A 25,314-nucleotide genomic window follows, 5' to 3' on the forward strand; every position below is an offset into this window, starting at 1 on the left:
TAACGTACGTAGTAGTGTGTTGTTTTTTTATTTTGTTTATTTTTTAGAATATTTACTCATTTTTGTGGACAGTATTTTTTTTGCGAGTTACTCTTGTATTAAGTGTATAAAGAAAATTGCATTTTACTGCTAGGGGGGAAGAGTGTGTTAGAAAGGATGTCTTTTTTTGCAAAATTGTGTAAGGTAGATGAAAATCCAGAGTTAGGAATGTGGTTACTTTATGGGACGATTATTATATTAAGTGCTCTCGTTTATAATTTAGGGTTTGCTAGAAAGTTGTCTGTACTAAAAAATATTGTGATATACATATCATTAGCAATTGGATGCACAGTATTAACCTTTTTTGCTGTGTTTTTACCTGTTGGAGAAGGGCTTGTTGTAGCGGCAATTGTACTTGGAATTTATAGAGTGCGTTTGCGTCAAGCGAAACAACAAAAAGCAGGCTGAGGAAGGGGAGTTTTCATGCGTTCAGTACAAGATGCACTATATAATTGGTTAACAATTAAAACAGTTGCGGAAGCACGCCCAGATGATAGTGCTGCAAAAGAAACATATTTGTTATTTCAAAATATGATATATGAAGAACATAAATTAAGAAATGTGGAAGTCGAAAAGAACGAGGAAATGTATTTAATTACATATGAAATGAATGGAGAACGGAAATCTGCAAGGTTCCCGTTAGAAGCCATTGATTGTTTTTTGGATCAGATGAATCGTGAACCAGAAAAATATAAATAAGTCCTTATCTATATGAGTAAGGACTTATTTACATTTTACCAATCATCTTCGATTTTTTTATCACGATATAATCGGAAATTACCACTTGCATGACGTTCCATTGTACGCTCTGCAATTCGTTCCGAACATTCCATGCACATATATGTATGAATAGGGCGATTACGCAGTTTTTTTGCCATAGGATTTTCATCATCTAACATATCTTTTTTATCACAAATCATACATTTGACTCTCATTTCGTCACCTCAATACGAATTCTATCAGTATAAGTATATCATGGAAGTATAATGTTTTTGAATAATAGTGGGAAAAAATAATATTTTCGCAATTCAAAAAATAAGTTATGATAAGGATATACCAAGTATGTTTGGAGGTGAAAATATGGCGAATGTAGTAGAGCCTACCTTAACAGAGGATTTAGTACAAACGTTGCGTAAAGAGTGTATTGTTATGATAGCAACGACAGATTTCGAAAAGCAAGTTCCTAACGTAAGTGCTATTTCTTGGGTGTATGCAGTGAGTGAAACTAGTATTCGATTTGCAGTAGATCAACGTTCACGTATTGTGGAAAATATACGTCATAATACAGGTGTGGTATTGACTATAATGGCGAATGAATCCGTATTTTCTATAAGTGGTGCAGGTGAAATTTTGACAGATAGAATGGAAGGTATTTCTCTAAAATTAACTGTAATAGAAGTAAAGGTGCAAGAAGTGCGTGATGTTATGTTTTATGGAGCAAAACTTGCAATTGAACCAACATATGAAAAAACATATGATCTTCGGGCAGCGAAAAAGCTGGATAACGAAGTGTTAGTAGGGATAAGAGAATTATAAAGATGCTAAATAAGAAATTCGTTTATTCACTTTTGTAGTCGGTTATTGTGATTTAACGTTAATAATTATAATAAAAAGTAATATATTGAATAGAAATGAATAAAGAATAAATAAAAGGTTTAATGACTATGATTTTCGATTCTACCTCGTTTACACGGTACATATAATTATAACAATGGTTCGTCCATATTTTATGGATGAAACCCTTGTTCTACAAATTTAAAAGTGGAGTCAGGGGGTAACAGGTTGGATAAAATTTATGTGTTAGATACGAATGTACTTTTGCAGGATCCTTTATCTATTTTTTCATTTGAAACCAATGAAGTAGTGATTCCAGCAGTTGTATTAGAAGAGGTTGATTCGAAAAAACGTTATATGGATGAAGTAGGACGAAACGCTCGTTATGTATCTAAGTTAATAGATAAATTTCGTGAAATAGGAAAGCTGCATGAAAGTATCCCGCTAGAAAACGGCGGAACATTTCGTATTGAATTGAACCATCGTTCATTTGTGCAACTACAAGATATTTTTGTAGAAAAAACAAATGATAATCGAATTTTAGCTGTAGCAAAAAATCTATCTTTAGAAGAACAGGAAAAAGAGGACGGGAAGTCTGTTATTTTAGTAAGTAAAGATGTACTCGTAAGAGTAAAAGCTGATGCAATTGGTTTGAAGGCTGAAGATTATTTAAGTGATCGCGTAATTGAAGTAGAAAATATATATTCTGGTTTTTTAGAAGGATATATATCAAAAGAACAATTGGATTATTTTTATGAGAAAGGTGAATTGCCTCTATCTGAAATTGCGAATCATCCTTTTTATCCAAATCAATTTGTAGTGATGAAAGATGCATTAGGGGGCTCTAGTTCTGCTCTTGGCATTGTGGATCACTTAGGTAAGAAGGTAAAGAAACTTATTTTTCACAATGAACAAGTGTGGGGGATACGACCACGAAACGTGCAGCAAATTATGGGATTAGAATTGTTGCTTCGTGAAGATATTCCGCTTGTAACGTTAACGGGGAAAGCCGGCACAGGAAAAACGTTACTTGCGTTAGCTTCGGGACTTATGCAAACAGAAGACTTAGGGTTATATAAAAAATTACTTGTGGCAAGACCAATTGTTCCAGTCGGAAAAGATATCGGTTATTTACCAGGAGAAAAAGAAGAAAAGTTAAGGCCATGGATGCAGCCAATTTTTGATAACCTAGAGTATTTATTTAATACGAAAAAGCCAGGAGAGTTAGATGCTATTTTAGCTGGAATGGGTTCGATTGAAGTAGAGGCCCTTACTTATATACGCGGGAGAAGTATTCCAGATCAGTTCATTATCATTGACGAAGCACAAAATTTAACAAAGCATGAAGTGAAGACGATATTAACTAGGGTAGGGGAAAAGAGTAAGATTGTATTGATGGGAGATCCTCAGCAAATTGATCACCCATATTTAGATGAATATAATAATGGCTTAACGTATGTTGTAGAGAAGTTTAAAGAACAGCGTATTAGTGGTCATGTGAAGTTTGTTAAAGGGGAGCGATCTAATTTAGCTCAACTAGCAGCAGATTTATTGTAAAAAGGAGTGAGCTTAAGCTCACTCCTTTTCTTTAAATAATTGTAAATTTACGGATGTTACGGATTGGATTTTGTTGATTAGATCCATCATTGAAATAGAGATGAACAGGCCCGTCTTCTTTTAATGGTTTTCCTTCTTTTGAAAAGCCTAGTATAGCATTTTTGACAGTTTCTAATGGAAGTGTCATTGTATGATCTACCGTTTCAATTTCAACTTGCGTAGCGTCCTCTAAAATTTCAGCGTTAGCAAGGAATGGATGAAATGGTATACCAAATGTTCCAGTAATCAGCTGTTCTTTTTTATATTTCTTCACACTTTGTTGTATTGGAGGAAAAGCGGCACCATCACGGATTTCGCGATCCCAATGTTCTGAAGTGTTTTTTAAATAAGTTTCTAGTTCAGACGTGTTTTCTCTAGTTTCATCAAAGTAAGTTGTCAAATCTACTTTTCGATCATCAAAGATCCAAACAGTTGGATCAATAGTGATTGGAAAACGTACTTTTCCGTTAATAAATAAAATTTCGCTCATTGTTGTTCCCCCATTTGTGTTATACTCCCACTTTTCAGTATAATAGTATTAGACACTGTTGTCACAAAAAATGTTTCTATTGCAATTTATTAAAACTATCGCTAATATTAATAGATAGGATAGAGGAGAGTAGGACGGAAACGGAGGGAATCAATTTGGCGTCTGAGACAGTAGCAAATCATCAGGAAAAGGCACTAGCCCTTCTACAAGCGGATGCAGAGAAGATTTTAAGACTTATTAAGGTGCAAATGGACCATCTTACAATGCCGCAATGTCCATTATATGAAGAAGTGTTAGACACACAAATGTTTGGACTATCCCGCGAGGTCGATTTTGCAGTTCGCCTTGGTCTTATTGCAGAAGAACAAGGGAAAGCAATGTTAGGTGAGCTCGAACGTGAGTTATCTGCACTTCATGAAGCATTTACAAACAAACAACAATAACGGGTTCAAATAAGGGGGCTCAAACTAAATTAGTTTGAGCTTTTTATTTGTATAATAAAGCAGGAAGAATCCATGTACATATGGAATACAACAATAATTAAATTGAAACAGAAAGAGGAAATGAAATGAAAAAAGTATGGAAATCAATGGATTATTCATTGTTACTTCCTCTTGTTATTTTATGTGTGCTGGGGGTAATAATGGTATATAGTTCGAGTTCCATTGTTGCGATTTCGAGATTTGATAAACCAGCAAATTTCTTTTTTAAAAGACAATTAATTACTTTAGTTGTTGGGACAATGGTATTAATAATTATTGCTACTATCCCATATAAAGTTTGGAGAAAACGAATTTTTTTGTTGGGGAGTTACGGTGCTAGTGTTGCCTTATTAGCTGCAGCTGCCTTTTTCACTAAGTCAGTAAACGGTGCAAACGGATGGATATTTGGAATACAGCCTGCAGAATTTGTTAAGATAACAGTTATTCTCGTCTTAGCTCATTTTTTTGCGAAAAGACAAGAAACGAATACACCTGTTTTCAAAGGGTCAGGTCCAGTACTTATTGGTGTTGGAATAATCATGTTTTTAATATTAAAGCAAAATGATTTAGGTACTGATTTGTTAATTGCAGGAACAGTAGGAATTATGTTTCTTTGTTCGGGAGTACAGGTTAACTTATGGATTAAACGAATTGCTTTAACTTCTATAGTATGGATTCCGGCACTATATCTTCTTGGTAATTATGCATTAAATCCATATCAAAAGGCACGTTTTTCTGTTTTCCTTGATCCGTTTAATGATCCTCAAAAGGATGGGTTTCAATTAGTGAATTCATTTATTGGAATCGCTTCTGGAGGGCTTAATGGTAGAGGATTAGGGAATAGTGTACAAAAATATGGTTATTTACCAGAACCGCAAACGGATTTTATAATGGCAATTATATCTGAAGAACTTGGTTTTATAGGTGTAGCTATCATTTTAATCTGTTTATTACTTATTATTATTCGGTCATTTAGAGTTGCGCAAAAGTGTACAGATCCATTTGGAAGTTTAATAGCTATCGGAATTGCAAGCTTGTTTGGAGTTCAAACGTTTATCAATGTCGGTGGTATGTCTGGAGTAATACCACTTACAGGAGTACCATTACCGTTTGTTAGTTACGGCGGAAGTTCTTTATTAGCTAATCTACTTGCAATGGGAATACTACTCAATATTGCTAGTCACGTGAAACGACAAGAGAAACAACAGAATGGTCTAATGAAAGAAAGAGAACAAAATGGACCACATCTTGTAGTTGTAAAATAAAAACACATTGTGCTTTAGAGCATGATGTGTTTTTTATTTTTAAGTAGTTTTAAATATGATGTACTAATTTCTCTTTCAGTCAAAAGATATATCACATTAAGTTAAATGTGATATACAATTAAGTTGTTAGAAAAGGAAGAGGTATGCTATACTATTTTTGTGAAACAAATTGCACAGAAAACTTATCATTTGTTAGAAAATAAGGTATGATGGATAAAAATAAAGTGAAGCTTTCTAAGTATAATATAATGTGGAAAGTGAAGAACTTCACGCTTTTTAAGGTGTGTATATATTTTATCTCTAGAGTGGTAGGAAAGTAGAGGGGGAAAATCATGACAAAGCTGCAACGTATTCAAAAAGTATTGGTAGCTAACCGTGGAGAGATTGCAATTCGTGTGTTTCGAGCTTGTTCGGAACTTGGATTAAAAACAGTTGCAATCTATTCTAAAGAGGATAGTGGTTCTTATCATCGCTATAAAGCCGATGAGTCCTATTTAGTTGGGGAAGGAAAAAAACCAATTGATGCTTATCTAGATATTGAAGGCATTATTGAGATTGCAAAAAGTAATCATGTAGATGCAATCCACCCTGGATATGGTTTCTTGTCAGAAAATATTCAATTCGCTAAACGTTGTGAAGAAGAAGGAATTATCTTTATCGGTCCGAAAAGTAAGCATTTAGATATGTTTGGAGATAAAGTGAAAGCAAGAACACAAGCGCAGCTAGCACAAATTCCAGTTATACCTGGTAGTGATGGTCCAGTAAATTCATTAGAAGAAGTCAAAAAATTTGCTGAAAAGTATGATTACCCGATTATTATTAAAGCATCCCTTGGGGGTGGCGGTCGTGGTATGCGTATTGTGCGTACTAGTGAGGAATTAGGAGAATCATATAATCGAGCGAAATCAGAAGCGAAAGCAGCTTTTGGTAATGATGAAGTTTACGTCGAAAAATTCGTTGAAAAACCTAAACATATAGAAGTACAAATTTTAGCAGATGAAGAAGGCAATGTTATTCATTTATACGAGCGTGACTGTTCTGTACAACGTCGTCATCAAAAAGTTGTAGAAATTGCACCGAGTGTATCCCTTTCAGATGATTTGCGTCAGCGTATTTGTGATGCTGCTGTGAAGTTAACGAAAAATGTAAACTATTTAAATGCAGGAACAGTAGAATTCCTTGTAAAAGATGATGAGTTTTACTTTATTGAAGTAAATCCACGTGTTCAAGTAGAACATACGATTACAGAAATGATTACGGGAGTAGATATTGTTCAATCACAAATTTTAATAGCGGATGGACATTCATTACATAGCAAAATGGTAGGTGTTCCGAAGCAAGAGGAAGTAGTTGTACATGGATTTGCAATTCAATCTCGTGTAACAACTGAAGATCCGCTAAATAATTTTATGCCGGATACAGGAAAAATTATGGCGTATCGATCAGGTGGTGGTTTTGGTGTGCGTCTTGATACAGGAAATAGCTTCCAAGGTGCAGTTATTACACCGTACTACGATTCTTTACTTGTAAAAGTTACAACTTGGGCACTTACTTTTGAGCAAGCTGCTGCAAAAATGGAACGTAACTTAAAAGAATTCCGTATTCGTGGTATTAAAACAAATATTCCATTCCTAGAGAATGTAGTAAAGCATAAAAACTTCTTATCAGGAGAATATGATACTTCATTTATCGATGCGTCACCTGAATTGTTCTTGTTCCCGAAACGTAAAGACCGTGGAACGAAAATGTTAAATTACATTGGTACAGTAACAGTAAATGGTTTCCCAGGAGTAGGGAAAAAAGAAAAACCAATATTCCCAGATGCTCGTATTCCATGTTTAAAACATTCAGAGCCAATCCAAAATGGAACGAAACAAATTTTGGACGAGCGTGGAGCGGACGGATTAGTAAAATGGGTACAGGATCAAAAACGTGTACTTTTAACGGATACAACATTCCGTGATGCACACCAGTCATTACTTGCAACTCGTATTCGTACAAAAGATTTACATCAAATTGCGGAGCCAACAGCGAGAATGTTACCGAACCTATTCTCAGCGGAAATGTGGGGCGGTGCAACGTTTGATGTTGCGTATCGTTTCTTAAAAGAAGATCCATGGGAACGATTACTAGATCTTCGTGAAAAAATGCCGAACGTGTTATTCCAAATGTTACTTCGTTCTTCAAACGCAGTTGGATACAAAAACTATCCAGATAATTTAATTCAAAAATTTGTGGAATGTTCTGCTCAAGCAGGCATTGATGTATTCCGTATTTTTGATAGCTTAAACTGGGTGGAAGGCATGAGAGTTGCAATTGACGCTGTACGAGACACTGGTAAAATTGCAGAAGCAACAATGTGCTACACAGGGGATATCCATGATCCACTGCGTAGTAAATATGATTTAAATTACTATAAAAATTTAGCAAAAGAGTTAGAAGCATCAGGAGCTCACATTTTAGGTATTAAAGATATGGCGGGCTTACTAAAACCAAATGCAGCATATGATTTAGTTTCTGCATTAAAAGAGACAGTGTCGATTCCAATTCATCTGCACACGCACGATACGAGTGGAAATGGTATATTAACGTATACGAAGGCAATTGAAGCGGGTGTTGATATCGTCGATGTAGCAGTGAGTTCTATGGCTGGTCAAACGTCACAACCAAGTGCGAACACGCTATACTATGCGTTAGGCGGAAACGAAAGACAACCAGATGTTAATATAGATTCTTTAGAAAAACTATCTCATTATTGGGAAGATGTACGCAAATACTATGCACCGTTTGAAAGTGGTATGAATGCGCCTCATACAGAGGTGTATATGCATGAAATGCCGGGTGGGCAGTATAGTAATCTTCAGCAACAAGCGAAGGCGGTTGGTTTAGGAGATCGATTCGATGAAGTGAAAGTAATGTACCGCCGTGTGAATGACATGTTTGGAGATATTGTAAAAGTAACGCCATCATCAAAAGTTGTTGGTGATATGGCATTATTTATGGTTCAAAACCATCTGACAGAACAAGATGTTTTAGAGCGTGGACATGCCATGGACTTCCCAGGGTCTGTTGTTGAAATGTTCTCTGGTGATTTAGGTCAACCGTACGGTGGTTTCCCGAAAGAATTACAAAAGATTATTTTAAAAGGGAAAGAGCCATTAACAGTAAGACCAGGTGAATTACTAGAGCCAGTAGATTTCGAAGCGTTAAAAGAAGAATTATTCCATAAACTTGGACGCGAAGTAACGATTTTTGATGTAGTGGCATATGCTTTATATCCAAAAGTATTTATGGATTATGAAAAAGTTGCTGAGCTTTATGGAAATGTATCTGTACTTGATACACCGACGTTCTTCTATGGTATGAGACTAGGTGAAGAAATTGATGTAGAAATTGAACAGGGTAAAACATTGATGGTTAAACTAGTATCAATTGGAGAACCTCAGTCGGATGGAAACCGCGTTCTTTACTTGGAATTTAACGGTCAACCACGTGAAATTATCGTGAAAGACGAGAGTGTAAAAGCAACAGTTGCACAACGTGTGAAAGGAAACCGTGAGAATCCAAATCATATTAGTGCAACGATGCCAGGAACGGTAATTAAAGTAGTTGTAAAAGAAGGCGACGAAGTGAAAAAAGGCGATTCTATGGCAATTACAGAAGCGATGAAAATGGAAACGACAGTTCAAGCGCCGTTCAATGGTAAAGTGAAGAAAGTATATGTTAACGATGGTGATGCAATTCAAACGGGTGATTTACTTATTGAATTAGATCACTAAAATAAGAAAAGAGCTGTGTAAATACAGCTCTTTTTTATTGCAAAAAATCCCTTGCCGAATTGGCAAGGGATTTTAGTTTTAAATTATTTTGTTTGTTTAGAAGTTGATTCGGCTTCTTTGGCATTCACTTTACTTCTTGTTCCTAACATAACTAAATAGCATAGTACGGCAAACAAGCAAGAAATGAATAGAGAATGTAACAATGCCATCGCTAAACTAGCGTTTGTAAATACAACTAAAACTCCTACTACAGCTTGAAGTGTAACGAGGATAAATGAAATGATCCATCCCCAATATACTACAGGTTGCTGCTTGTAATGGCGAATAGCGAGAATCATGGCGTATAGTATCCAAGCGAAAATTAACATCGCTGCAACTCTATGGCCCATTTGAACCCATTCATGTAGTTGAGTTGGCATAGGTCTGTTTTTGCTACATAAAGGAAAGTCTGGACAGGCTAAGCTAGCTCGTTCGTGACGTACTAAAGCACCTGTGTAGACGACGATATAACTGTAAATTGTTACACCATAAATATGAAATTTCATTTTTTTGTCCATAATAAGTGAACGTGCATCAAATTTTTGGTCAATTTCAAAGATAAGACACGTTAATAAAATGACAGAAGCAAATGAAATTAAGGAAATACCGAAATGGATAGCAAGTACAGCTGGCATTTGTCCCCAAACAACTGCTGCTGCTCCCATTAATGCTTGTGCAACTAAAAATACGAAGGATAAAATTGCTAACGTTTTTGTTTCACGCACATGTTTATAATATTTCCAGGACAAAATACAAAGGAGAGTGACAAGAATTCCAGCTGATCCTGATGTTAATCGGTGGCTAAGTTCAATAATAGTTTCCATTGATAAATTAGATGGAACAAATTCACCGTTACAAAGTGGCCATGATTTACCACAACCTTGACCAGAACCTGTTTTTGTAACTAAAGCGCCTCCTAATAAAACTATTAATAAATCAAGGCTTGTAATGACTGCTAACCATTTAATAAAGCGTTGCAATCTCTTTCACCATCTTTCTGCTATGAAGTTATTGCGAAATATTTTCATTCCATTATGTATAGAATAAAACGCGCTAGTTCCTATGATATATAAAAAATAATAAAATAGCAAAGAAATGGAGGGGGAAGGAAAGGGAGAGAAAATAGGTGTAAAAACAGGGTTTGAAAGGAAAAAATTAGGTGAAAAATAGGCTGTTTTGAAAAGAAATGGGGAGAATACGTGTTAAATAGGACAAAATAGTTTATTATAGAAGGTAACATCATGTTATGATAAGGACAAGTCAGAATGAAGTTTTTTATATCCGACACAAAAAGTTCATGTTTTCTTCACAAAATGTTCGGGAAATATGATTTAATATATTGGAGTATGGGCGTAGATTAGTAGTAGAATGGGTTAACAATGTTTCTACTGTAATAATATTGCTATATAGAAGCGAATTATTTCATTTGAAATAAGCGCAAAAAGAAAGATGAAAGTTTTAAGAGGGGGTTAGAGTGATGAACCATGCAACAAGTGAGCTGCATGATGAGTCCGCTGTTACAAGTGTACCGGAAACAACTCGGTTACAAGATTTATCAGCACTCGTTAAAATGGGGATTGTAAACTCAAATACACTTACTGTATTTACAGGATTTTGGTTGGCGTTACACTTTAATGGATTAAGTGTGATGGACAATCTGGATAAGCTATTTTTTACAATCGTTGGTTCAGGATTAATTATGGCGGGGGTATGTTGTTTAAATAACTACATCGATAGAGACATCGATCCGTTAATGGAAAGAACAAAGACTCGTCCAACGGTTACTGGAAAGTATAAACCAGGATTTGCACTTACATTTGGCCTAGTTATATTACTTCTTGGATTTGTATTCTTATTATTAACAACACCAATGGCAGTTTTAATGGGATTTATTGGTGCTTTCACATATGTTGTCCTATATACTTTATGGACAAAGAGAAAGTATACACTAAATACTGTTGTAGGTAGTATATCTGGAGCAGTTCCACCTTTAATTGGATGGGCAGCAATCGATCCATCTTTAGGTCATCCAATTGCTTGGATGTTATTTTTAATTATGTTTATTTGGCAAATCCCACATTTCCTTGCATTAGCGATGAAACGTGTTGATGAATATCGAAATGCAGGAATTCCAATGCTTCCTGTAGTTCATGGATTTGAAATTACGAAACGCCAAATTATGATTTGGACAGTATGTTTATTACCACTCCCATTTTATATGAGTGGACTAGGGATAACATTTATGGTAATTGCAACACTGCTTAACATCGGATGGATCGTTTTAGGATTTTATGGCTTCCGTAAGAAAGATGACATCAAATGGTCCGTGCAAATGTTTGTTTATTCCCTAAATTATTTAACAATCTTATTTGTATCAATGATTGTAGTTACATTCTTCTAAGACAACGACATAATTGGATTTCTTTACGTTGAGATTTACTTTACTTAACTATAAAGTACAATCTAATTCACAAGGAAAGTGGGGGTTGTTTGTATGAAGAAACAGTGGCGACTGCTTTCGTTCGTTTCACTGCTGGCTTTACTGTTAGGGGGATGCGGTAAAGCCTTTCAATCTACTTTAATTCCGCAAGGAGAAGTAGCAAAAATGCAATATGATTTACTTCTACTGGCTAGTGCAATCATGGTAGGAGTAGTACTAGTAGTTACTATTATTTTCTTGTATGTAATTGTGCGTTTCCGACAAAAGAAAGGTCAGGAAGATTATATTCCAGAGCAAGTTGAAGGGAATCACAAGCTAGAAATTATATGGACAGTTATTCCGATTATTCTTTTACTAATCTTAGCTGTTCCAACGGTTACATATACATTCAAACTTGCTGATGTAAGTGCGATGGAGAAAAAGAATATTGATAAAGATACTATCGTTGTTGATGTAACAGCGAATCTTTATTGGTGGGAATTTTCTTATAAATCAGAAAAGATAGTAACTTCGCAAGATTTGGTCATCCCCACAGGTAAGAAAGTGTATTTAAATTTGAAGGGTGCCGATATTAAACACTCATTTTGGGTTCCATCTTTAGCAGGGAAAATGGATACAAATACAGACAATGTGAACAAAATGTGGTTAAAGGCAGATAAATCGGGCACTTATAATGGTTTTTGTACAGAATTTTGCGGTCCATCACATTCTTTAATGCAATTTAAAGTGAAAGCTTTAGATGAAAGCGAGTACAAAAAATGGCTTGCTGATATGAAGAAGATTGATGGAAAGAAAGAAGTAGCTTCAACAAAGGCGCAAGAGGGCCAAGAAATATTTAATAAAAGCTGTATTGGTTGTCACGCAGTTGGATCTAATGATAGTAGACCACCTTCCGCTCGTATCGCACCAAATTTAGCAAACTTTGCGGATCGCGATATGGTTGCCGGTATTGCCGAAAACAATGAAGAAAACTTAAAAAAATGGCTGAAAGATCCTGAAAATATGAAGCCAGGAAACAAAATGACTGGCAAATATGGCAACTTAACGGATGATCAAATTGATGCATTAAATGCATACTTACAAACGTTAAAAGTTGAAAAGTAAAGAGGGACTATTCGCGAAGGGGAGGTTGAAAACGTGAGTTCTGTAGCAAAAAAACAGGGGATGGGTGCTGTCATATGGGATTATTTAACGACAGTAGACCATAAAAAGATTGCCATTCTCTATTTAATTGCAGGTGGATTGTTTTTTGTAATAGGCGGAATAGAAGCTCTATTTATTCGCCTTCAATTAGCGATTCCTAACAACGCTTTTCTTGTTGGGGATGCTTATAATCAAGTATTAACGATGCACGGTACAACAATGATTTTCCTCGCAGCTATGCCACTCGTGTTTGCATTTATGAACGCCGCTGTACCACTTCAAATTGGTGCACGTGATGTAGCGTTCCCGTTTTTGAATTCACTCGGATTTTGGTTATTTTTCTTTGGTGGAGTATTTTTAAATTTAAGTTGGTTTTTAGGTGGAGCACCTGATGCAGGATGGACATCTTATGCATCTTTAGCTTTAGCCTCTAAAGGTCATGGTGTTGATTTCTATGTACTCGGCTTGCAAATCTCAGGTATTGGTACATTAATTGGAGGAATTAACTTCCTTGTAACCATTATTAATATGCGCGCGCCAGGAATGACGTATATGCGTATGCCGATGTTTACATGGACAACATTTGTAACATCTTCGCTTATATTATTCGCTTTTCCGCCGTTAACTGTAGGATTAGGACTTTTAATGTTAGATCGTTTATTTGGAACAAGTTTCTTTAATCCGGCATTGGGCGGGAATACAATTATATGGGAGCATTTATTCTGGATTTTCGGTCATCCAGAAGTATACATTCTTATACTCCCAGCTTTCGGAATATTCTCAGAAATCTTCGCAACATTTTCGAAAAAACGATTGTTTGGTTATTCATCGATGGTGTTTGCGACTGTATTAATTGGATTTTTAGGATTTATGGTATGGGCGCACCATATGTTTACTGTTGGACTTGGTCCAGTTGCTAATGCTATTTTCTCAGTTGCAACAATGGCGATTGCGGTTCCGACTGGTATCAAAATATTCAACTGGCTCTTTACAATGTGGGGTGGAAGTATTCGTTTTACGACACCAATGATGTGGGCAGTAGCTTTCATTCCATCATTCGTAATGGGTGGAGTTACAGGGGTTATGCTAGCATCTGCACCAGCTGATTATCAATTTCATGATAACTATTTCGTAGTAGCGCATTTTCATTATGTAATCGTTGGCGGTGTTGTATTTGGTTTACTTGCAGGAGCTCATTATTATTGGCCACTGATGTTTAATAAAGTATTAAATGAAACATTAGGAAAGATAACGTTTTGGCTATTCTTTATCGGCTTCCATTTAACGTTCTTTATTCAGCATTTCCTTGGCTTGATTGGTATGCCACGCCGTTACTACACATATCTTGAAGGGCAAGGGTTGGAAATGGGGAATATGATTAGTTCTATCGGAGCGGTGTTTATGGCTCTTGGAACGATTGTTCTTCTATTCAATGTAATTAAAACGACAGTATCAAAAGAAAAAGCTGGTCGTGATCCGTGGGATGCACGTACATTAGAATGGACAATGCCAGCACCGACACCAGAATATAACTTTAAACAATTACCATTTGTTCGCGGATTAGATCCGTTTTGGATTGAAAAACGTGAAGGTAATAAAGAGATGACAGCAGCGGAACCAGTTGGTGATATTCATATGCCAAATCCTTCGTTTTCACCATTTGTTATTTCTTTCGGATTGTTTATAGCGGCATTTGGTGCGATGTATATGCAGGGCGGAAAAGATAAGTTCTGGTTATTAGTAGCAATTATTGGTTTAATCATTACATTTGGCGCAATGTTCCTACGTTCAGTAATTGATGATCATGGGTATCATATTCATAAAGAAGATTTAGAGGATAAGGGGGGCAAGGCATAATGCATGTAGATGAAAAGTTAACGAATGAAACATTTCCAGCAGAGCCTGAAAAAGCAACCCTTGAAGGGAAAAATAAGTTTGTCGGTTTTTGGTTATTTCTTGGAGGCGAAACAGTGTTGTTCGCTTCCTTATTCGGCACATATTTAGCGTTAAAGAATTCTACAAATGGTGGACCAACATCTCAAGAGATGTTCCAAATGCCACTCGTTTTCATTATGACGATGCTTTTATTAACGAGTAGCTTAACGAGTGTATATGCGATGTATCACATGAAAAACTTTAACTTTAAGAAAATGCAGCTTTGGTTACTAGTAACAGTATTGCTAGGTTTAGGGTTTTTAGGATTTGAGATATATGAGTTTTATCATTATACACATGAATTTAAGCATACTATGAGAAGTAGTGCGTTTGGCTCTGCGTTTTATGCTCTTGTTGGTACACATGGACTCCACGTATTGTTTGGGTTATGTTGGATTTTAACATTAATCTTTAGAAATGCGAAGAGAGGTCTAAATTTATACAATGCACCGAAGTTTTATGTTGCATCGATTTATTGGCACTTTATTGACGTAGTTTGGGTGTTTATTTTCACTGTAGTATATTTAATGGGAATGGTGGGATAAACAATGGCGATAAAGCAAACGAATAATCCTAAAGTTGATCTTGTTTATCGGAAGAGAAAAAGTGCGGAGGAAATGAGGCATCAAGTTATTACGTTTGCATTAATGATTTTTTTAACATTAGTTGCATTTGTAGCAGTGGCGTATCCAAAAACTTTTAGTCCGATTTTCTCTGTACCGTTTATTTTACTATTAGCAGTGGTACAAGTAATTTTTCAATTGTATTATTTTATGCATATGAGTCATAAAGGACATGAAGCAGCAAGTTTCTTTCTTTACTCTGGTCTGCTAATAGGGTTAATTACAATTTTAGCTTTTATGACAATCGTGTGGATTTGAAAAGTGAAAAATAAGGGAGCTTGTGTTGTCACAGCTCCCTCTTCATATTATGAGATAACCTTACGAAGGTAGGTGTGAAAATGAGTAACTTGTGGATATTTGGTTTTCAGGCTTTATGGAGTCCAATCTTTTTATTATTTATGCTTTCAATTCTTATTGGGTACTTCTTAATTATTGGGCCATATAGAATGCGATTTGAAAATGCGACGAAGGTAAGTAAGAAGCAAATTTTTTATTTTACGACTGGTATTGTTCTTTTGTATTTTGTAAAGGGAGGACCTATTGATTTAATTGGCCATATTATATTTAGTGCTCATATGTTTGAAATGGCAGTCATGTATATTGCAGTTCCACCGTTACTGTTGCTTGGTATACCAATTTGGTTATATCGTTACATTACTTCTTTTAAGTTCGTTCAAATTATATTAAAGGCATTTGCTAAACCACTTATTGCGTTGTTTGTATTTAACGGCCTGTTTTCTTTTTATCATTTACCAGTTGTTTTTGATACAGTAAAACAAAGTCAAATAGCTCATCCTATTTGTCTCGCTATATTGTTTTTTACAGCAATCATGATGTGGTGGCCGATGTTAAATCCATTACCAGAATATCAAACGTTAAGTGATATAAAGAAACTTGGTTATATGTTTGCTAACGGCATATTATTAACGCCTGCTTGTGCGTTAATCATTTTTGCGACAGCGCCGTTATTTGCAACGTATACGGATCCGGCTGCTTGGATGAAAGCGATGGAACTATGTGTACCAGCGGGCACTTTATCAGATTTAAATATAACGGGACCAGAATTTTTGCACTGGATGCCAGTCGTACAAGACCAGCAAACTGGTGGTATCATAATGAAAATTGTCCAGGAAATAGTGTACGGTACAATTATAGGCTATGTATTCTTTAGATGGGCACGTAGAGAACGTGAAAAGGATAAGGAGCAGTTGCAACAATTGCCACCGTATTTACAGACTAAGTAAAAAAGTGTATGGGATTCCATGCGCTTTTTCTTTTTAGTTTTAGTTACCTTTAAAAGATTGAATTTTCTAACTTTTTATGTTAAGTTAGTGTAGGCGTGTACTAAAAGTGGAGATAAAATTTACTACTAGCTTTCATGCGTAATAATTCCATATGTAGTGCAAGTTTTTTAGAGAGGTACAAATATATATTGTTATCTTTAATAAACACGAACTATTTTAAGGGGGAGTTTAAATGGGTAGTAGTGGAAGTATGGTAAAGCCGATTAGTGGTTTTTTGACAGCACTAATTCAATATCCAGTACCAGTAGTAGAATCGCGTGCAGACATTGATAAACAAATTCAACAAATCATAAAAACAATTCATTCGACCAAATCAGGTTACCCTGGTTTAGAATTGATAGTATTTCCTGAATATAGTACACAAGGGCTCAATACAAAAAAATGGACTACAGAAGAATTTTTATGCACAGTGCCTGGGCCAGAAACAGACTTATTTGCTGAGGCATGTAAAGAATCTAAAGTATATGGTGTTTTTTCAATAATGGAGAAAAATCCTGATGGTGGAGAGCCATATAATACAGCAGTTATTATTGATTCACAAGGTGAAATGATTTTGAAGTATCGTAAGCTAAATCCTTGGGTGCCAGTCGAGCCTTGGAAAGCTGGAGATTTAGGCTTACCTGTTTGTGATGGACCTGGAGGAAGTAAATTAGCTGTTTGTATTTGTCATGATGGCATGTTCCCTGAAGTAGCTCGTGAAGCAGCCTATAAAGGTGCAAATGTCTTAATTCGTATTTCTGGATATAGTACACAAGTTAGTGAACAATGGATGCTAACCAATCGCTCAAATGCATGGCAAAATTTAATGTATACATTGTCGGTAAACTTAGCGGGTTATGATGGTGTATTTTATTACTTTGGTGAAGGACAAGTATGTAACTTTGATGGGACTACTTTAGTACAGGGTCATCGAAATCCGTGGGAGATTGTTACTGCTGAAGTATATCCAGAACTAGCAGATCAAGCTAGATTAGGATGGGGATTGGAAAATAATATATATAATCTAGGTTCAAGAGGATATGTAGCAACTCCTGGTGGGGTGAAAGAAAATCCATATACGTTTGTAAAAGATTTAGCTGAAGGTAAATATAAGGTTCCTTGGGAAGATGAGATTAAAGTAAAAGATGGATCTATTTATGGATATCCAGTAAAAAAAACGATTCATTCTTAGGGAAGGGAAATAAAACAAGCGCATCATATTGATGCGCTTGTTTTTGTTAATCAATAATTTGAAATTCTTTTAACTCTTTTTCGACATTTTGTAGGAGTTGTTCGCTTTTTTGAAGTACATTCGTTGGGAAAGTCTCATCATCACCATATTCAACGCCGTGAGGATAATAATGTTTTCCTAATAAGGGGGGGAGTAGTTTTACTTCAGCGTGTCTACTGCCAATGTCACCTTCAACAGCAACTCCTTGCACTCGTAAATAATAAACATCCTTTAATATTTCAAATTTATAATCGTATGTAACTCGTTCATAATCCCACTGTCCGGCAAGTACGAAGTGGTTGTTTTCCATGATTTCAGTTAAAAGAGTTAATTCAACGACGGCTCCATTAAATTTCGTATTTGTAAATTGCATATAATACCTCCTTTTTTAATGTTACACCATTATTTTTATAATAGTATGAATAATAAGAAAGTGCAATTCATATTGAGAGAAAAGGGATAATCCAGACTTTTTTCACAAAAATATGATATAGTGAAAAGAGTACGGTACACACAAAAAGAAAGAAAAGGATTTGTGTATATCTCAATTTTATGTTTTGTTCAGGAGGTATATCGTTTGAAGAAATTATTGCGTATCGTAATGATTACATTTTTTATTTTAGCTGTTGATTTATACGGGAAATTACTCGTTTCACAATATATATTAACCCCATCTCAATCAAAGCAAGAAAATAAAATTGTGAAAAAGAAAAAGCAAATTAAGGAAGACTCCTCAGACACTGTTTTAAATATGATTGGTGAAGACTCTGAAAACCTATTAGCGAAGTGGGGAGAACCCTCTCGAATAGAGCCATCTGCATACGGATATGAATGGTGGGTATACAACCAGGATTTAACTCAGTATGTTCAATTTGGAGTTTCTGAACGTAAAGTTGTAACAGCATACGCAGCTGGTGAACAAGTTAAGGTTCCACCTTATTATATAAATGAAAAATATGAAGAAGTATATAAAAAAAGTCCACTTTCGCATGAAATTTCATTAAAAAGAGGGAAAAATAGTTATCAATTTGAGCTATCTGATACCGAAGTCATGGAACAACCGTTAATACCTGTAGAAGATGGATGGGCGCAATTGTATTTTGATCAATTTACACATGAGCTTGTTGGTGTTCGTTATATGGATGATGAAACTTTATTACGCCAAAGACCGTATCAGCTCGTTTATTCAGGTGAATTAATAGCAGAACAACCATTGACTCCAGAAAAAATAAAACAAGTAGAAAATGGGAATATGCAACAAATTTTTGATTTAACAAATATCATTCGAAGTCGTCATAAATTACCGTTATTAACATGGAATCAGGAAACAGCAGATGTTGCTGTTGGTCACAGTAAAGATATGAAAGACAATAATTATTTTTCTCATGACTCACCTACATTAGGTACGCTAGGAGATCGTTTGCAGCGCGGGAAAGTAGGATTTCAACTTGCTGGCGAGAACATAGCGGCGCAACATAGTGATGGAATTGCGGCAGTGCAAGGTTGGTTAAATAGTGAGGGGCATAGAAAGAATTTATTAAATGAACAATTTACAGGATTAGGTGTTGGTGTATACGATAAATTTTATACACAAAACTTTATTCGAAAATAAAGCGAAACTGTAAGCGGTGGGGTGTTACATTACCAAATTAGTTACTTCGTATTCACTGAATTGTAGGTGGGAATCTGACCGTATGCAAATAGCAGAAAAAAAGGTGCATGAATCGTCTAAAAATAGGCGAACCATGCGCCTTTTTTTTCTTACTATATAGTAGATATACATGGAGAGGTGAGGATTATGCCAACAACAAAAGGACCGTTACATCCATCGGTTCAACAGTTTAAAGAATTTGTAAACCATCACCCTAAAATGGTTCATGAGGTTAGAAGTGGTCATAAAACATGGCAACAATTTTATGAAGAATGGTACTTACTCGGTGAAGAAGATCCAATATGGGCAACTTATAGACCGGATGGAGCGCCTGCGTTTTCTTCGGTAAAAGAAAATAAAAAAGAAAAAGATAATCGAACTGAAGAGGAAAAAACTGCTGATGTGATGGGGCAAATGCTTTCTTTTTTTAAAAAGTTGGACGTGGAACAAATGCAGAACCATTTAGCCAATGTGACGAGTGCAATTGGGAGCGTGCAACAAGTTATTCAGCAATTTCAAGGTAACCGTACGCAGCAAGAGCAAAGTACTTCAGAAAATAACCCGTTTTTCTTTCAAAAGGATTAGGGGGAAAGATGATGAGAGCAGAAATTATGGAGTTTATAAAGGCTGATGAGGATTTATCTCGCTATATTAGAGAGCAACCGTACTGGTATAGAAAATTAACACGAAATCCTGAAGAAAAAGATGCTTTTGAGTTAGCGGCGATGCAACATTTCAAAAAAACGATACCAGATAAAGTGGAAAAGTTTCAAAATCAATTGGCCGTTGCTTCGATCATGATTGATATGTTTCAGTATATGAAGCAACAAAATGCAACCTAATTGGAAGTGAAAAATATGTCCGTCATGCAGAACTTTTGTTACAATAGAAGTTGATTATTTAAAAAGGAGTTGCAGCATGACGGAAATTTGTTTAGTACGACATGGACAAACTGATTGGAATTTTCAAGAAATTATTCAGGGGCGAGAAGATATTCCGCTTAATGAAGTTGGTAAGAAGCAAGCGAGTCAAAGTGCAGCTGCTTTACAAGAAGAAACGTGGGATATCATTATAAGTAGCCCGTTAATTAGAGCGCAAGAAACGGCTAATGAAATCGCAACGGCAGTTGGATTACAATCGATTTTATTAGATGAGCGATTTGTTGAACGGAATTTTGGAGAAGCTTCAGGGAAGCCGGTTGCGGCTGTTAGAGAGTTGATTGCTGAGGGGAAAGTAGAAGGTATGGAGCGAGATGAAGAGATTGTAGCTCGTTGCTTTGCTGCTTTAGAAGATGTTGCGACAACTCATTTTGGCAAACGTATTATTATTGTTGCTCACTCACACGCGATAAAAGCGATTTTACATGCCATTGAACCAGATGAAATTACATTTAAGACACCATTAAAAAATGCGTGTATTAGTTATGTGAAACAAAATAGTGGAAAATGGGATGTTCTTAAATATAATATAGCGGAACATATTAATGTATAAGTGTGTACGGATATAGTGTAAAAATAGTTACGTTATATCTTTCTTTTGAGTAAGTCACTTCAATTAGTAGTTCTAATCTAAATGTGGTATGATGGATACTCGGAGGTGTCTCTCATGATTGTAGCGACGCTAGAAAGCGTATTAATATTAGATAAGGCAGAGCAGCTTGCAAAAGCGATTATCTGTTCAGATATAGCAGAAGATTATCGTAAGTATTATAGAGAATTACATGAAGATATGGAACTTCAGGCGCTAATTCAGCAATTTACAGCGATGAAAGAAAGGTATGAGGAAGTACAGCGTTTTGGAAAATACCATCCTGACTATACTACCGTGTCGATGAAAATGAGAGAATTAAAGCGTTCTGTGGACTTACATGATAAGGTTGCAGCTTTTAAAAGAGCAGAAACTGCTTTGCAGAAGTTATTAGACGAAGTTAGTGTAGCAATCGGTTCGGAAGTGTCTTCTTCCATTAAAGTGCCAACAGGAAATCCGTTCTTTGATGCTGGTGGCTGTGGTGGAGGTTGTGGTACTGGCGGAGGTTGTGGTTGTAAAAAAACGGGGTGATGTGCCCCGTTTTTTAGAAGTTGGAAGAAAACGTATACAGAGTTTGTCCTGTAATGTTATAAATTTCTGATTGGTTTTCATAGAATATAAAATATATGTTTTTAAAAGGAGAAGATGGAGAAGATTATGTTCGGGCAACGACAAAGTATGATTGTTTATTTACATTCATTGAAACATGCCAAGATTTTAAGGAAATATGGTAACATACATTACATATCAAAACGATTAAAATATGCTGTAGTATATTGTGATATGGAACAAATTGAGCATATGATGCATAAGTTGAACAAACTTCCTTTTGTGAAAAAGATAGAACAGTCGTATCGCCCGTATTTAAAAACGGAATTTGAAAATTCCCGTCCTGATCGAGCAAAAGAATACGATTATAGCTAATAGAAAAAATCCCCTGCTAAATTTAGCCGGGGATTTTTCACTTGAAATAACACGTTATTTCATCGGAGGAATGAAATTGTTCATTCGTAAAATACCAATTAAATGATTAAAAAATAGTTCTTTTTCTGGGAAAGTTGTAGATGGTTTTACAGTAAAGGTAGCCACTTTTTTCCCGAGTTGTTCTGCCGTTTCTTCAAATAAAATGACACGTTTACTTTTTTTATTTTCAAATACAGGAATGCCTTCACGACATATGTATAATGGTTGGAAATCACCAGTAGTAGTTGGTTTTAATATTACAACAAGCGAACACACTTTTTTATCGTTTTTTATCGTTTCAAATTGTAACATATGTGCTATACGTTCTTGATTTGTTTTGGCAATTTCAAGTAATTCATATAAATCAGAGTAGCCTTCTCCAAGTTCTATAAAGCGTTGAATCATATCTTTTCCTCCTCTTTCTTTTACTGTACCATTTCACTTTTTAAATGAAAAGCACACAAAGAAAAAAAACCCTGCATAGCAGGGCCCTTCTTATACTAGCATGTACTAGTAAGAAGGCAAAGGGAGAGGAGAAACCGGAGGAAGAACTTATGGGGAAACGTAAGTCTTCTCCGCGGTTGGCAACAACATCGAAGGTGATGTTGTTATAATTATTTATGTCCAATCTAAATGAAGATATACATAATGAAATTAAATTTTATGTTGGGCTTTTTATTTTTCTTTTTTTTATTTTGTGATAGGATAAAAAAGATAAAGTGGAACTAATATACATATTGGGTTCATATTAGTGAATGATGAGATGAATACATAAAAATAACGAGAGGTTATTTGAGGCCGAGTTTTTCTATAGTTAGGTGAATGTGGTTTGTTAACGGTTACCGAAGTGGGAATGGCTTTCTATAATCGCTCGATAGATTGAAATAAAGGTAGTGACAACAGATGAGAGTAGTTTCAGGAAAATGTAAAGGACACCCACTTAAAGCGGTTCCTGGTAATACAACACGTCCAACGACAGATAAAGTAAAAGAATCTATTTTTAATATGATAGGTCCTTATTTTGATGGTGGTATCGCCCTTGATTTATTTGGTGGTAGTGGTGGTCTTGGAATTGAGGCTTTGAGCAGGGGGATCGATAAAGTAATTTTTGTTGATCGGGATAGTAAAGCAATAAAAGTAATTCATCAAAATTTAGAAAGTTGTAGAGTACAGGAACAAGCTGAAGTATATCGAAATGATGCTGAACGTGCAGTAAAGGCGTTAATAAAACGTGAAATGTCATTCGATCTTATATTAATAGATCCTCCATATAAAGAGCAAAAAATTGTATCTTTAATTAGTGTAATGGATCAACATGGATTGCTACATAGTGATGGATTAATTATGGCAGAGCATGGTAATGATGTAGTTTTACCTAATTCAATAGGAAGGCTTGTAAAAGTACGAGCTGAGAATTATGGGATTACTGCAATATCGATTTATAAGTATGAAGGTGAGGGGACAGAATGACAAGTATAGCTATTTCTTCAGGAAGTTTTGATCCAATTACCCTTGGGCATCTGGATATTATTAAAAGGGGAGCAAAAGTATTTGATGAGGTGTACGTAGTCGTTTTAAACAATTCATCAAAAAAACCATTCTTTTCAGTTGAAGAGCGATTAGAACTAATTCGAGAAGCGACAAAGGATATCCCGAATGTAAAGGTAGATTCGCATAGTGGGCTATTAGTAGAGTATGCAAAAATGCGTAATGCAAATGCAATATTACGTGGTTTACGAGCAGTTTCTGATTTTGAATATGAGATGCAAATTACTTCTATGAATCGAAAATTAGATGAAAATATTGAAACATTTTTTATTATGACAAACAACCAATATTCATTTTTAAGCTCGAGTATTGTAAAAGAAGTTGCGAGGTATGGAGGAAGTGTAGTGGATCTTGTACCTCCTATTGTAGAGCGTGCTTTAAAAGAAAAGTTTCAAACCCCGTTAAAGTGAACGGGGTTTTTCTTTATACGTGCGCAAAAATAATAAAATAACATATAAGTATAGACAAAATAATGTAAAAATTGGTCCATAATGTATAAAAGATGTCCAAATTTCATGTAGTATAGAAGGATGCTCGGATAAAAATACAGGAATATCTTTTGGCATAGGTGAGAAAGAACTCACTTTCTCATAAAATGGTGTCCAAAATACAAATGTAAAAATAGGGGCAAGAATACTTTGAATAATTCGTGCGAAAAAATAGGGTTTAAATCGGATATCTGTTTCAGCTAATATGCTAGCAACTTGTGCCTGAATAGAAAGACCGCTAAATGCTAAAATGAAGCTTGTTACCATAGCTTGTTGTAAGAGCGGTGTTTCATTTATTTGACTAATCATTTGGCTTCCGAGTGTCATTTCGAAAATACCTGATAATATAGGTATACTAAAATCTGTACTTAGTTGGAAGAATGATAAAATATGTTGCATAATAAAAGAAAGAGCTGCTGTAATGTGGAATACAGTAATCATTTTATTTAACACAGAGAATAAAATAATAAATCCGCCAATCATAAGTAATGTTTGAATAGAAGAAACAATGGCATCCCCAAGTAATTTACCAATTGGTCTTTTTTCTTGTAAGCGTGTCTCGTGAAGAATTAAAAAAGGGTTTTGAAAGCGACGTTTTTTTGTAGTGTGTGTATTATTTTTGTAAGCGGTATTATCGCCGTAAAAACGCATAATTAATCCGACAGCAAAGTTACTGAAATAATGGGCAGCGGCTAATATAATTCCTAATTTCGGATTATTAAAAAAACCGATAGACACAGCACCGAAAATAAAAAGTGGATTAGAAGAATTTGTGAAAGAAACGAGGCGCTCCGCTTCAATCTGAGTTAAAAGATTGCTTTTTCGTAGTCTAGCGCTTAATTTGGCGCCTGCAGGGAAACCAGAAGCCATTCCCATCGCCCAAACAAATCCGCCTATCCCTGGAACGCGAAAAAGTGGGCGCATGAGTGGTTCTAATATAACGCCAATAAATTTTACAACACCAATACTAATTAGAAGTTCCGCAATGATGAAAAACGGTAGTAGTGAAGGGAATACAACTTCCCACCATATATTTAACCCGCGAATAGAAGCTTGCAAAGCGGCTTGGGGGTGGAGTACAAGAGAAAAGGTTAAAAATAGCGTTGATATGGTAAGGAAAGCGGTTTTCCATTTTTCATACATGTAAGTAAATCCCCCTTTGTCCCAAAAAACGTTCATTTCAGTATACGTGGATACGTAGTGAATTTAGACCATAAGTATGAAAAAGGAATGAAAAA

The 25,314-nt window shown here is 35.5% G+C and carries 28 protein-coding genes; 22 read left to right on the plus strand and 6 right to left on the minus strand.

From position 1 onward, the window contains the following. The first annotated feature begins 144 nt into the window (after positions 1-144). Positions 145-447 carry a YlaH-like family protein gene (locus HMPREF1014_RS04685; protein WP_000893664.1) on the plus strand — a complete coding sequence of 101 codons (303 nt, stop codon included), beginning with the start codon at positions 145-147 and terminating at the stop codon, positions 445-447. 15 nt (positions 448-462) lie between these two features. Then, the gene (locus HMPREF1014_RS04690; protein ID WP_001258147.1) at positions 463-738 is read left to right on the plus strand and encodes a hypothetical protein; all 276 of its coding nucleotides are present in this window, start codon (positions 463-465) and stop codon (positions 736-738) included. Between the two features lie 35 nt (positions 739-773). On the opposite strand, the gene HMPREF1014_RS04695 is transcribed toward HMPREF1014_RS04690, so the two are convergent. Then, positions 774-974 carry a YlaI family protein gene (locus HMPREF1014_RS04695; protein WP_002082250.1) on the minus strand — a complete coding sequence of 67 codons (201 nt, stop codon included), beginning with the start codon at positions 972-974 and terminating at the stop codon, positions 774-776. A gap of 145 nt (positions 975-1,119) precedes the next feature. Here HMPREF1014_RS04695 and HMPREF1014_RS04700 point away from each other — a divergent pair, with 145 nt between their 5' ends. Together HMPREF1014_RS04700 and HMPREF1014_RS04705 are read left to right on the plus strand one after the other, a co-directional pair. Beyond that, positions 1,120-1,575 carry a pyridoxamine 5'-phosphate oxidase family protein gene (locus HMPREF1014_RS04700; protein WP_000024593.1) on the plus strand — a complete coding sequence of 152 codons (456 nt, stop codon included), beginning with the start codon at positions 1,120-1,122 and terminating at the stop codon, positions 1,573-1,575. A 246-nt stretch (positions 1,576-1,821) separates the two neighbouring features. Then, on the plus strand, positions 1,822-3,150 hold the full coding sequence (locus HMPREF1014_RS04705) for a PhoH family protein (protein ID WP_000358083.1): 1,329 nt from the start codon (positions 1,822-1,824) through the stop codon (positions 3,148-3,150). 31 nt (positions 3,151-3,181) lie between these two features. Here the strand turns inward: HMPREF1014_RS04705 and HMPREF1014_RS04710 are convergent, their stop codons facing one another. Next, entirely contained in the window at positions 3,182-3,679 is a 498-nt protein-coding gene (locus HMPREF1014_RS04710) for a molybdopterin-binding protein (protein WP_001289809.1), read from the minus strand. 155 nt (positions 3,680-3,834) lie between these two features. Between HMPREF1014_RS04710 and HMPREF1014_RS04715 the strand changes: the two genes are divergently transcribed. The 3 genes from HMPREF1014_RS04715 (at position 3,835) to pyc (ending at position 9,205) form a co-directional block, all read left to right on the plus strand. After that, complete coding sequence (locus HMPREF1014_RS04715) at positions 3,835-4,122, plus strand: Fpa/YlaN family protein (protein WP_000135694.1); 288 nt, start codon at positions 3,835-3,837, stop codon at positions 4,120-4,122. A gap of 125 nt (positions 4,123-4,247) precedes the next feature. Continuing rightward, positions 4,248-5,426 (plus strand): FtsW/RodA/SpoVE family cell cycle protein, encoded by a 1,179-nt coding sequence (locus tag HMPREF1014_RS04720; protein ID WP_000758406.1) that lies wholly within the window; start codon positions 4,248-4,250, stop codon positions 5,424-5,426. Between the two features lie 332 nt (positions 5,427-5,758). After that, positions 5,759-9,205, plus strand: a complete 3,447-nt coding sequence (pyc, locus tag HMPREF1014_RS04725) for a pyruvate carboxylase (protein ID WP_000164092.1) — start codon at positions 5,759-5,761, stop codon at positions 9,203-9,205. Positions 9,206-9,288: 83 nt separating this feature from the next. On the opposite strand, the gene ctaA is transcribed toward pyc, so the two are convergent. Further along, a complete protein-coding gene (gene ctaA, locus HMPREF1014_RS04730) occupies positions 9,289-10,224 on the minus strand; it encodes a heme A synthase (RefSeq protein WP_001188744.1) in 936 nt (311 codons plus the stop codon). Positions 10,225-10,721: 497 nt separating this feature from the next. Between ctaA and ctaB the strand changes: the two genes are divergently transcribed. The 7 genes from ctaB (at position 10,722) to HMPREF1014_RS04765 (ending at position 17,860) form a co-directional block, all read left to right on the plus strand. Continuing rightward, positions 10,722-11,645 (plus strand): protoheme IX farnesyltransferase, encoded by a 924-nt coding sequence (gene ctaB / locus HMPREF1014_RS04735; protein WP_001015061.1) that lies wholly within the window; start codon positions 10,722-10,724, stop codon positions 11,643-11,645. Between the two features lie 93 nt (positions 11,646-11,738). After that, entirely contained in the window at positions 11,739-12,788 is a 1,050-nt protein-coding gene (gene coxB / locus HMPREF1014_RS04740) for a cytochrome c oxidase subunit II (RefSeq protein WP_000745268.1), read from the plus strand. Positions 12,789-12,848: 60 nt separating this feature from the next. After that, positions 12,849-14,684 carry a cytochrome c oxidase subunit I gene (gene ctaD, locus HMPREF1014_RS04745; RefSeq protein ID WP_153579316.1) on the plus strand — a complete coding sequence of 612 codons (1,836 nt, stop codon included), beginning with the start codon at positions 12,849-12,851 and terminating at the stop codon, positions 14,682-14,684. Next, entirely contained in the window at positions 14,684-15,307 is a 624-nt protein-coding gene (gene ctaE / locus HMPREF1014_RS04750; RefSeq protein WP_000557861.1) for a cytochrome c oxidase subunit III, read from the plus strand. Before ctaD ends, ctaE begins: the two co-directional genes overlap by 1 nt. Before the next feature lie 3 nt (positions 15,308-15,310). Next, entirely contained in the window at positions 15,311-15,643 is a 333-nt protein-coding gene (ctaF, locus tag HMPREF1014_RS04755; RefSeq protein WP_000985706.1) for a cytochrome c oxidase subunit IVB, read from the plus strand. Between the two features lie 80 nt (positions 15,644-15,723). Further along, the gene (ctaG, locus tag HMPREF1014_RS04760) at positions 15,724-16,629 is read left to right on the plus strand and encodes a cytochrome c oxidase assembly factor CtaG (RefSeq protein WP_000069023.1); all 906 of its coding nucleotides are present in this window, start codon (positions 15,724-15,726) and stop codon (positions 16,627-16,629) included. Between the two features lie 232 nt (positions 16,630-16,861). Continuing rightward, positions 16,862-17,860, plus strand: coding sequence for a formamidase (locus HMPREF1014_RS04765; protein ID WP_000535807.1), 999 nt, complete (start codon positions 16,862-16,864; stop codon positions 17,858-17,860). Between the two features lie 46 nt (positions 17,861-17,906). On the opposite strand, the gene HMPREF1014_RS04770 is transcribed toward HMPREF1014_RS04765, so the two are convergent. Beyond that, positions 17,907-18,272, minus strand: coding sequence for a YugN family protein (locus HMPREF1014_RS04770; RefSeq protein ID WP_001160947.1), 366 nt, complete (start codon positions 18,270-18,272; stop codon positions 17,907-17,909). A 204-nt stretch (positions 18,273-18,476) separates the two neighbouring features. Here HMPREF1014_RS04770 and HMPREF1014_RS04775 point away from each other — a divergent pair, with 204 nt between their 5' ends. The 6 genes from HMPREF1014_RS04775 (at position 18,477) to HMPREF1014_RS04800 (ending at position 22,001) form a co-directional block, all read left to right on the plus strand. Then, the gene (locus tag HMPREF1014_RS04775; RefSeq protein WP_000735368.1) at positions 18,477-19,511 is read left to right on the plus strand and encodes a CAP domain-containing protein; all 1,035 of its coding nucleotides are present in this window, start codon (positions 18,477-18,479) and stop codon (positions 19,509-19,511) included. Between the two features lie 186 nt (positions 19,512-19,697). Further along, positions 19,698-20,135 (plus strand): YlbD family protein, encoded by a 438-nt coding sequence (locus HMPREF1014_RS04780; RefSeq protein WP_001143346.1) that lies wholly within the window; start codon positions 19,698-19,700, stop codon positions 20,133-20,135. Positions 20,136-20,146: 11 nt separating this feature from the next. Beyond that, positions 20,147-20,392 (plus strand): YlbE-like family protein, encoded by a 246-nt coding sequence (locus tag HMPREF1014_RS04785; protein WP_001200988.1) that lies wholly within the window; start codon positions 20,147-20,149, stop codon positions 20,390-20,392. A gap of 76 nt (positions 20,393-20,468) precedes the next feature. Next, complete coding sequence (locus tag HMPREF1014_RS04790; RefSeq protein WP_000134947.1) at positions 20,469-21,041, plus strand: histidine phosphatase family protein; 573 nt, start codon at positions 20,469-20,471, stop codon at positions 21,039-21,041. A gap of 114 nt (positions 21,042-21,155) precedes the next feature. Next, entirely contained in the window at positions 21,156-21,608 is a 453-nt protein-coding gene (locus tag HMPREF1014_RS04795) for a YlbF/YmcA family competence regulator (protein WP_000634362.1), read from the plus strand. Between the two features lie 126 nt (positions 21,609-21,734). Further along, positions 21,735-22,001, plus strand: a complete 267-nt coding sequence (locus HMPREF1014_RS04800; RefSeq protein ID WP_002082261.1) for a YlbG family protein — start codon at positions 21,735-21,737, stop codon at positions 21,999-22,001. Positions 22,002-22,055: 54 nt separating this feature from the next. Here HMPREF1014_RS04800 and HMPREF1014_RS04805 read toward each other — a convergent pair whose 3' ends face one another. Beyond that, entirely contained in the window at positions 22,056-22,445 is a 390-nt protein-coding gene (locus tag HMPREF1014_RS04805) for a DUF7147 family protein (protein WP_000616017.1), read from the minus strand. Positions 22,446-22,943: 498 nt separating this feature from the next. On the opposite strand from HMPREF1014_RS04805, the gene rsmD reads away from it, so the two are divergent. Both rsmD and coaD read left to right on the plus strand, forming a co-directional pair. After that, entirely contained in the window at positions 22,944-23,510 is a 567-nt protein-coding gene (rsmD, locus tag HMPREF1014_RS04810) for a 16S rRNA (guanine(966)-N(2))-methyltransferase RsmD (RefSeq protein WP_001266981.1), read from the plus strand. Then, positions 23,507-23,998: a pantetheine-phosphate adenylyltransferase gene (gene coaD / locus HMPREF1014_RS04815; RefSeq protein ID WP_000200601.1), complete on the plus strand. Its 492-nt coding sequence runs from the start codon at positions 23,507-23,509 to the stop codon at positions 23,996-23,998. The genes rsmD and coaD overlap by 4 nt, the downstream gene beginning before the upstream one ends. Here coaD and ylbJ read toward each other — a convergent pair. After that, complete coding sequence (ylbJ, locus tag HMPREF1014_RS04820) at positions 23,990-25,219, minus strand: sporulation integral membrane protein YlbJ (protein ID WP_000273083.1); 1,230 nt, start codon at positions 25,217-25,219, stop codon at positions 23,990-23,992. The two genes, coaD and ylbJ, sit on opposite strands and share 9 nt — an antisense overlap. Between the last annotated feature and the right edge of the window lie 95 nt (positions 25,220-25,314).

The organism is Bacillus sp. 7_6_55CFAA_CT2 (assembly GCF_000238655.1).
Taxonomy (GTDB): domain Bacteria; phylum Bacillota; class Bacilli; order Bacillales; family Bacillaceae_G; genus Bacillus_A; species Bacillus_A cereus.

Coding starts and splice junctions, on each gene's coding strand:
- HMPREF1014_RS04690 (WP_001258147.1), top strand. CDS start 463: ATGCGTTCAGTACAAGATGCACTATATAATTGGTTAACAATTAAAACA.
- ctaF (WP_000985706.1), top strand. CDS start 15,311: ATGGCGATAAAGCAAACGAATAATCCTAAAGTTGATCTTGTTTATCGG.
- coxB (WP_000745268.1), top strand. CDS start 11,739: ATGAAGAAACAGTGGCGACTGCTTTCGTTCGTTTCACTGCTGGCTTTA.
- HMPREF1014_RS04710 (WP_001289809.1), bottom strand. CDS start 3,679: ATGAGCGAAATTTTATTTATTAACGGAAAAGTACGTTTTCCAATCACT.
- HMPREF1014_RS04780 (WP_001143346.1), top strand. CDS start 19,698: ATGCCAACAACAAAAGGACCGTTACATCCATCGGTTCAACAGTTTAAA.
- ctaG (WP_000069023.1), top strand. CDS start 15,724: ATGAGTAACTTGTGGATATTTGGTTTTCAGGCTTTATGGAGTCCAATC.
- coaD (WP_000200601.1), top strand. CDS start 23,507: ATGACAAGTATAGCTATTTCTTCAGGAAGTTTTGATCCAATTACCCTT.
- HMPREF1014_RS04695 (WP_002082250.1), bottom strand. CDS start 974: ATGAGAGTCAAATGTATGATTTGTGATAAAAAAGATATGTTAGATGAT.
- ctaB (WP_001015061.1), top strand. CDS start 10,722: ATGAACCATGCAACAAGTGAGCTGCATGATGAGTCCGCTGTTACAAGT.
- HMPREF1014_RS04800 (WP_002082261.1), top strand. CDS start 21,735: ATGTTCGGGCAACGACAAAGTATGATTGTTTATTTACATTCATTGAAA.
- HMPREF1014_RS04765 (WP_000535807.1), top strand. CDS start 16,862: ATGGGTAGTAGTGGAAGTATGGTAAAGCCGATTAGTGGTTTTTTGACA.
- HMPREF1014_RS04790 (WP_000134947.1), top strand. CDS start 20,469: ATGACGGAAATTTGTTTAGTACGACATGGACAAACTGATTGGAATTTT.
- HMPREF1014_RS04795 (WP_000634362.1), top strand. CDS start 21,156: ATGATTGTAGCGACGCTAGAAAGCGTATTAATATTAGATAAGGCAGAG.
- HMPREF1014_RS04805 (WP_000616017.1), bottom strand. CDS start 22,445: ATGATTCAACGCTTTATAGAACTTGGAGAAGGCTACTCTGATTTATAT.
- ctaD (WP_153579316.1), top strand. CDS start 12,849: ATGGGTGCTGTCATATGGGATTATTTAACGACAGTAGACCATAAAAAG.
- HMPREF1014_RS04700 (WP_000024593.1), top strand. CDS start 1,120: ATGGCGAATGTAGTAGAGCCTACCTTAACAGAGGATTTAGTACAAACG.
- HMPREF1014_RS04720 (WP_000758406.1), top strand. CDS start 4,248: ATGAAAAAAGTATGGAAATCAATGGATTATTCATTGTTACTTCCTCTT.
- pyc (WP_000164092.1), top strand. CDS start 5,759: ATGACAAAGCTGCAACGTATTCAAAAAGTATTGGTAGCTAACCGTGGA.
- HMPREF1014_RS04785 (WP_001200988.1), top strand. CDS start 20,147: ATGAGAGCAGAAATTATGGAGTTTATAAAGGCTGATGAGGATTTATCT.
- ctaE (WP_000557861.1), top strand. CDS start 14,684: ATGCATGTAGATGAAAAGTTAACGAATGAAACATTTCCAGCAGAGCCT.
- rsmD (WP_001266981.1), top strand. CDS start 22,944: ATGAGAGTAGTTTCAGGAAAATGTAAAGGACACCCACTTAAAGCGGTT.
- HMPREF1014_RS04770 (WP_001160947.1), bottom strand. CDS start 18,272: ATGCAATTTACAAATACGAAATTTAATGGAGCCGTCGTTGAATTAACT.
- ylbJ (WP_000273083.1), bottom strand. CDS start 25,219: ATGTATGAAAAATGGAAAACCGCTTTCCTTACCATATCAACGCTATTT.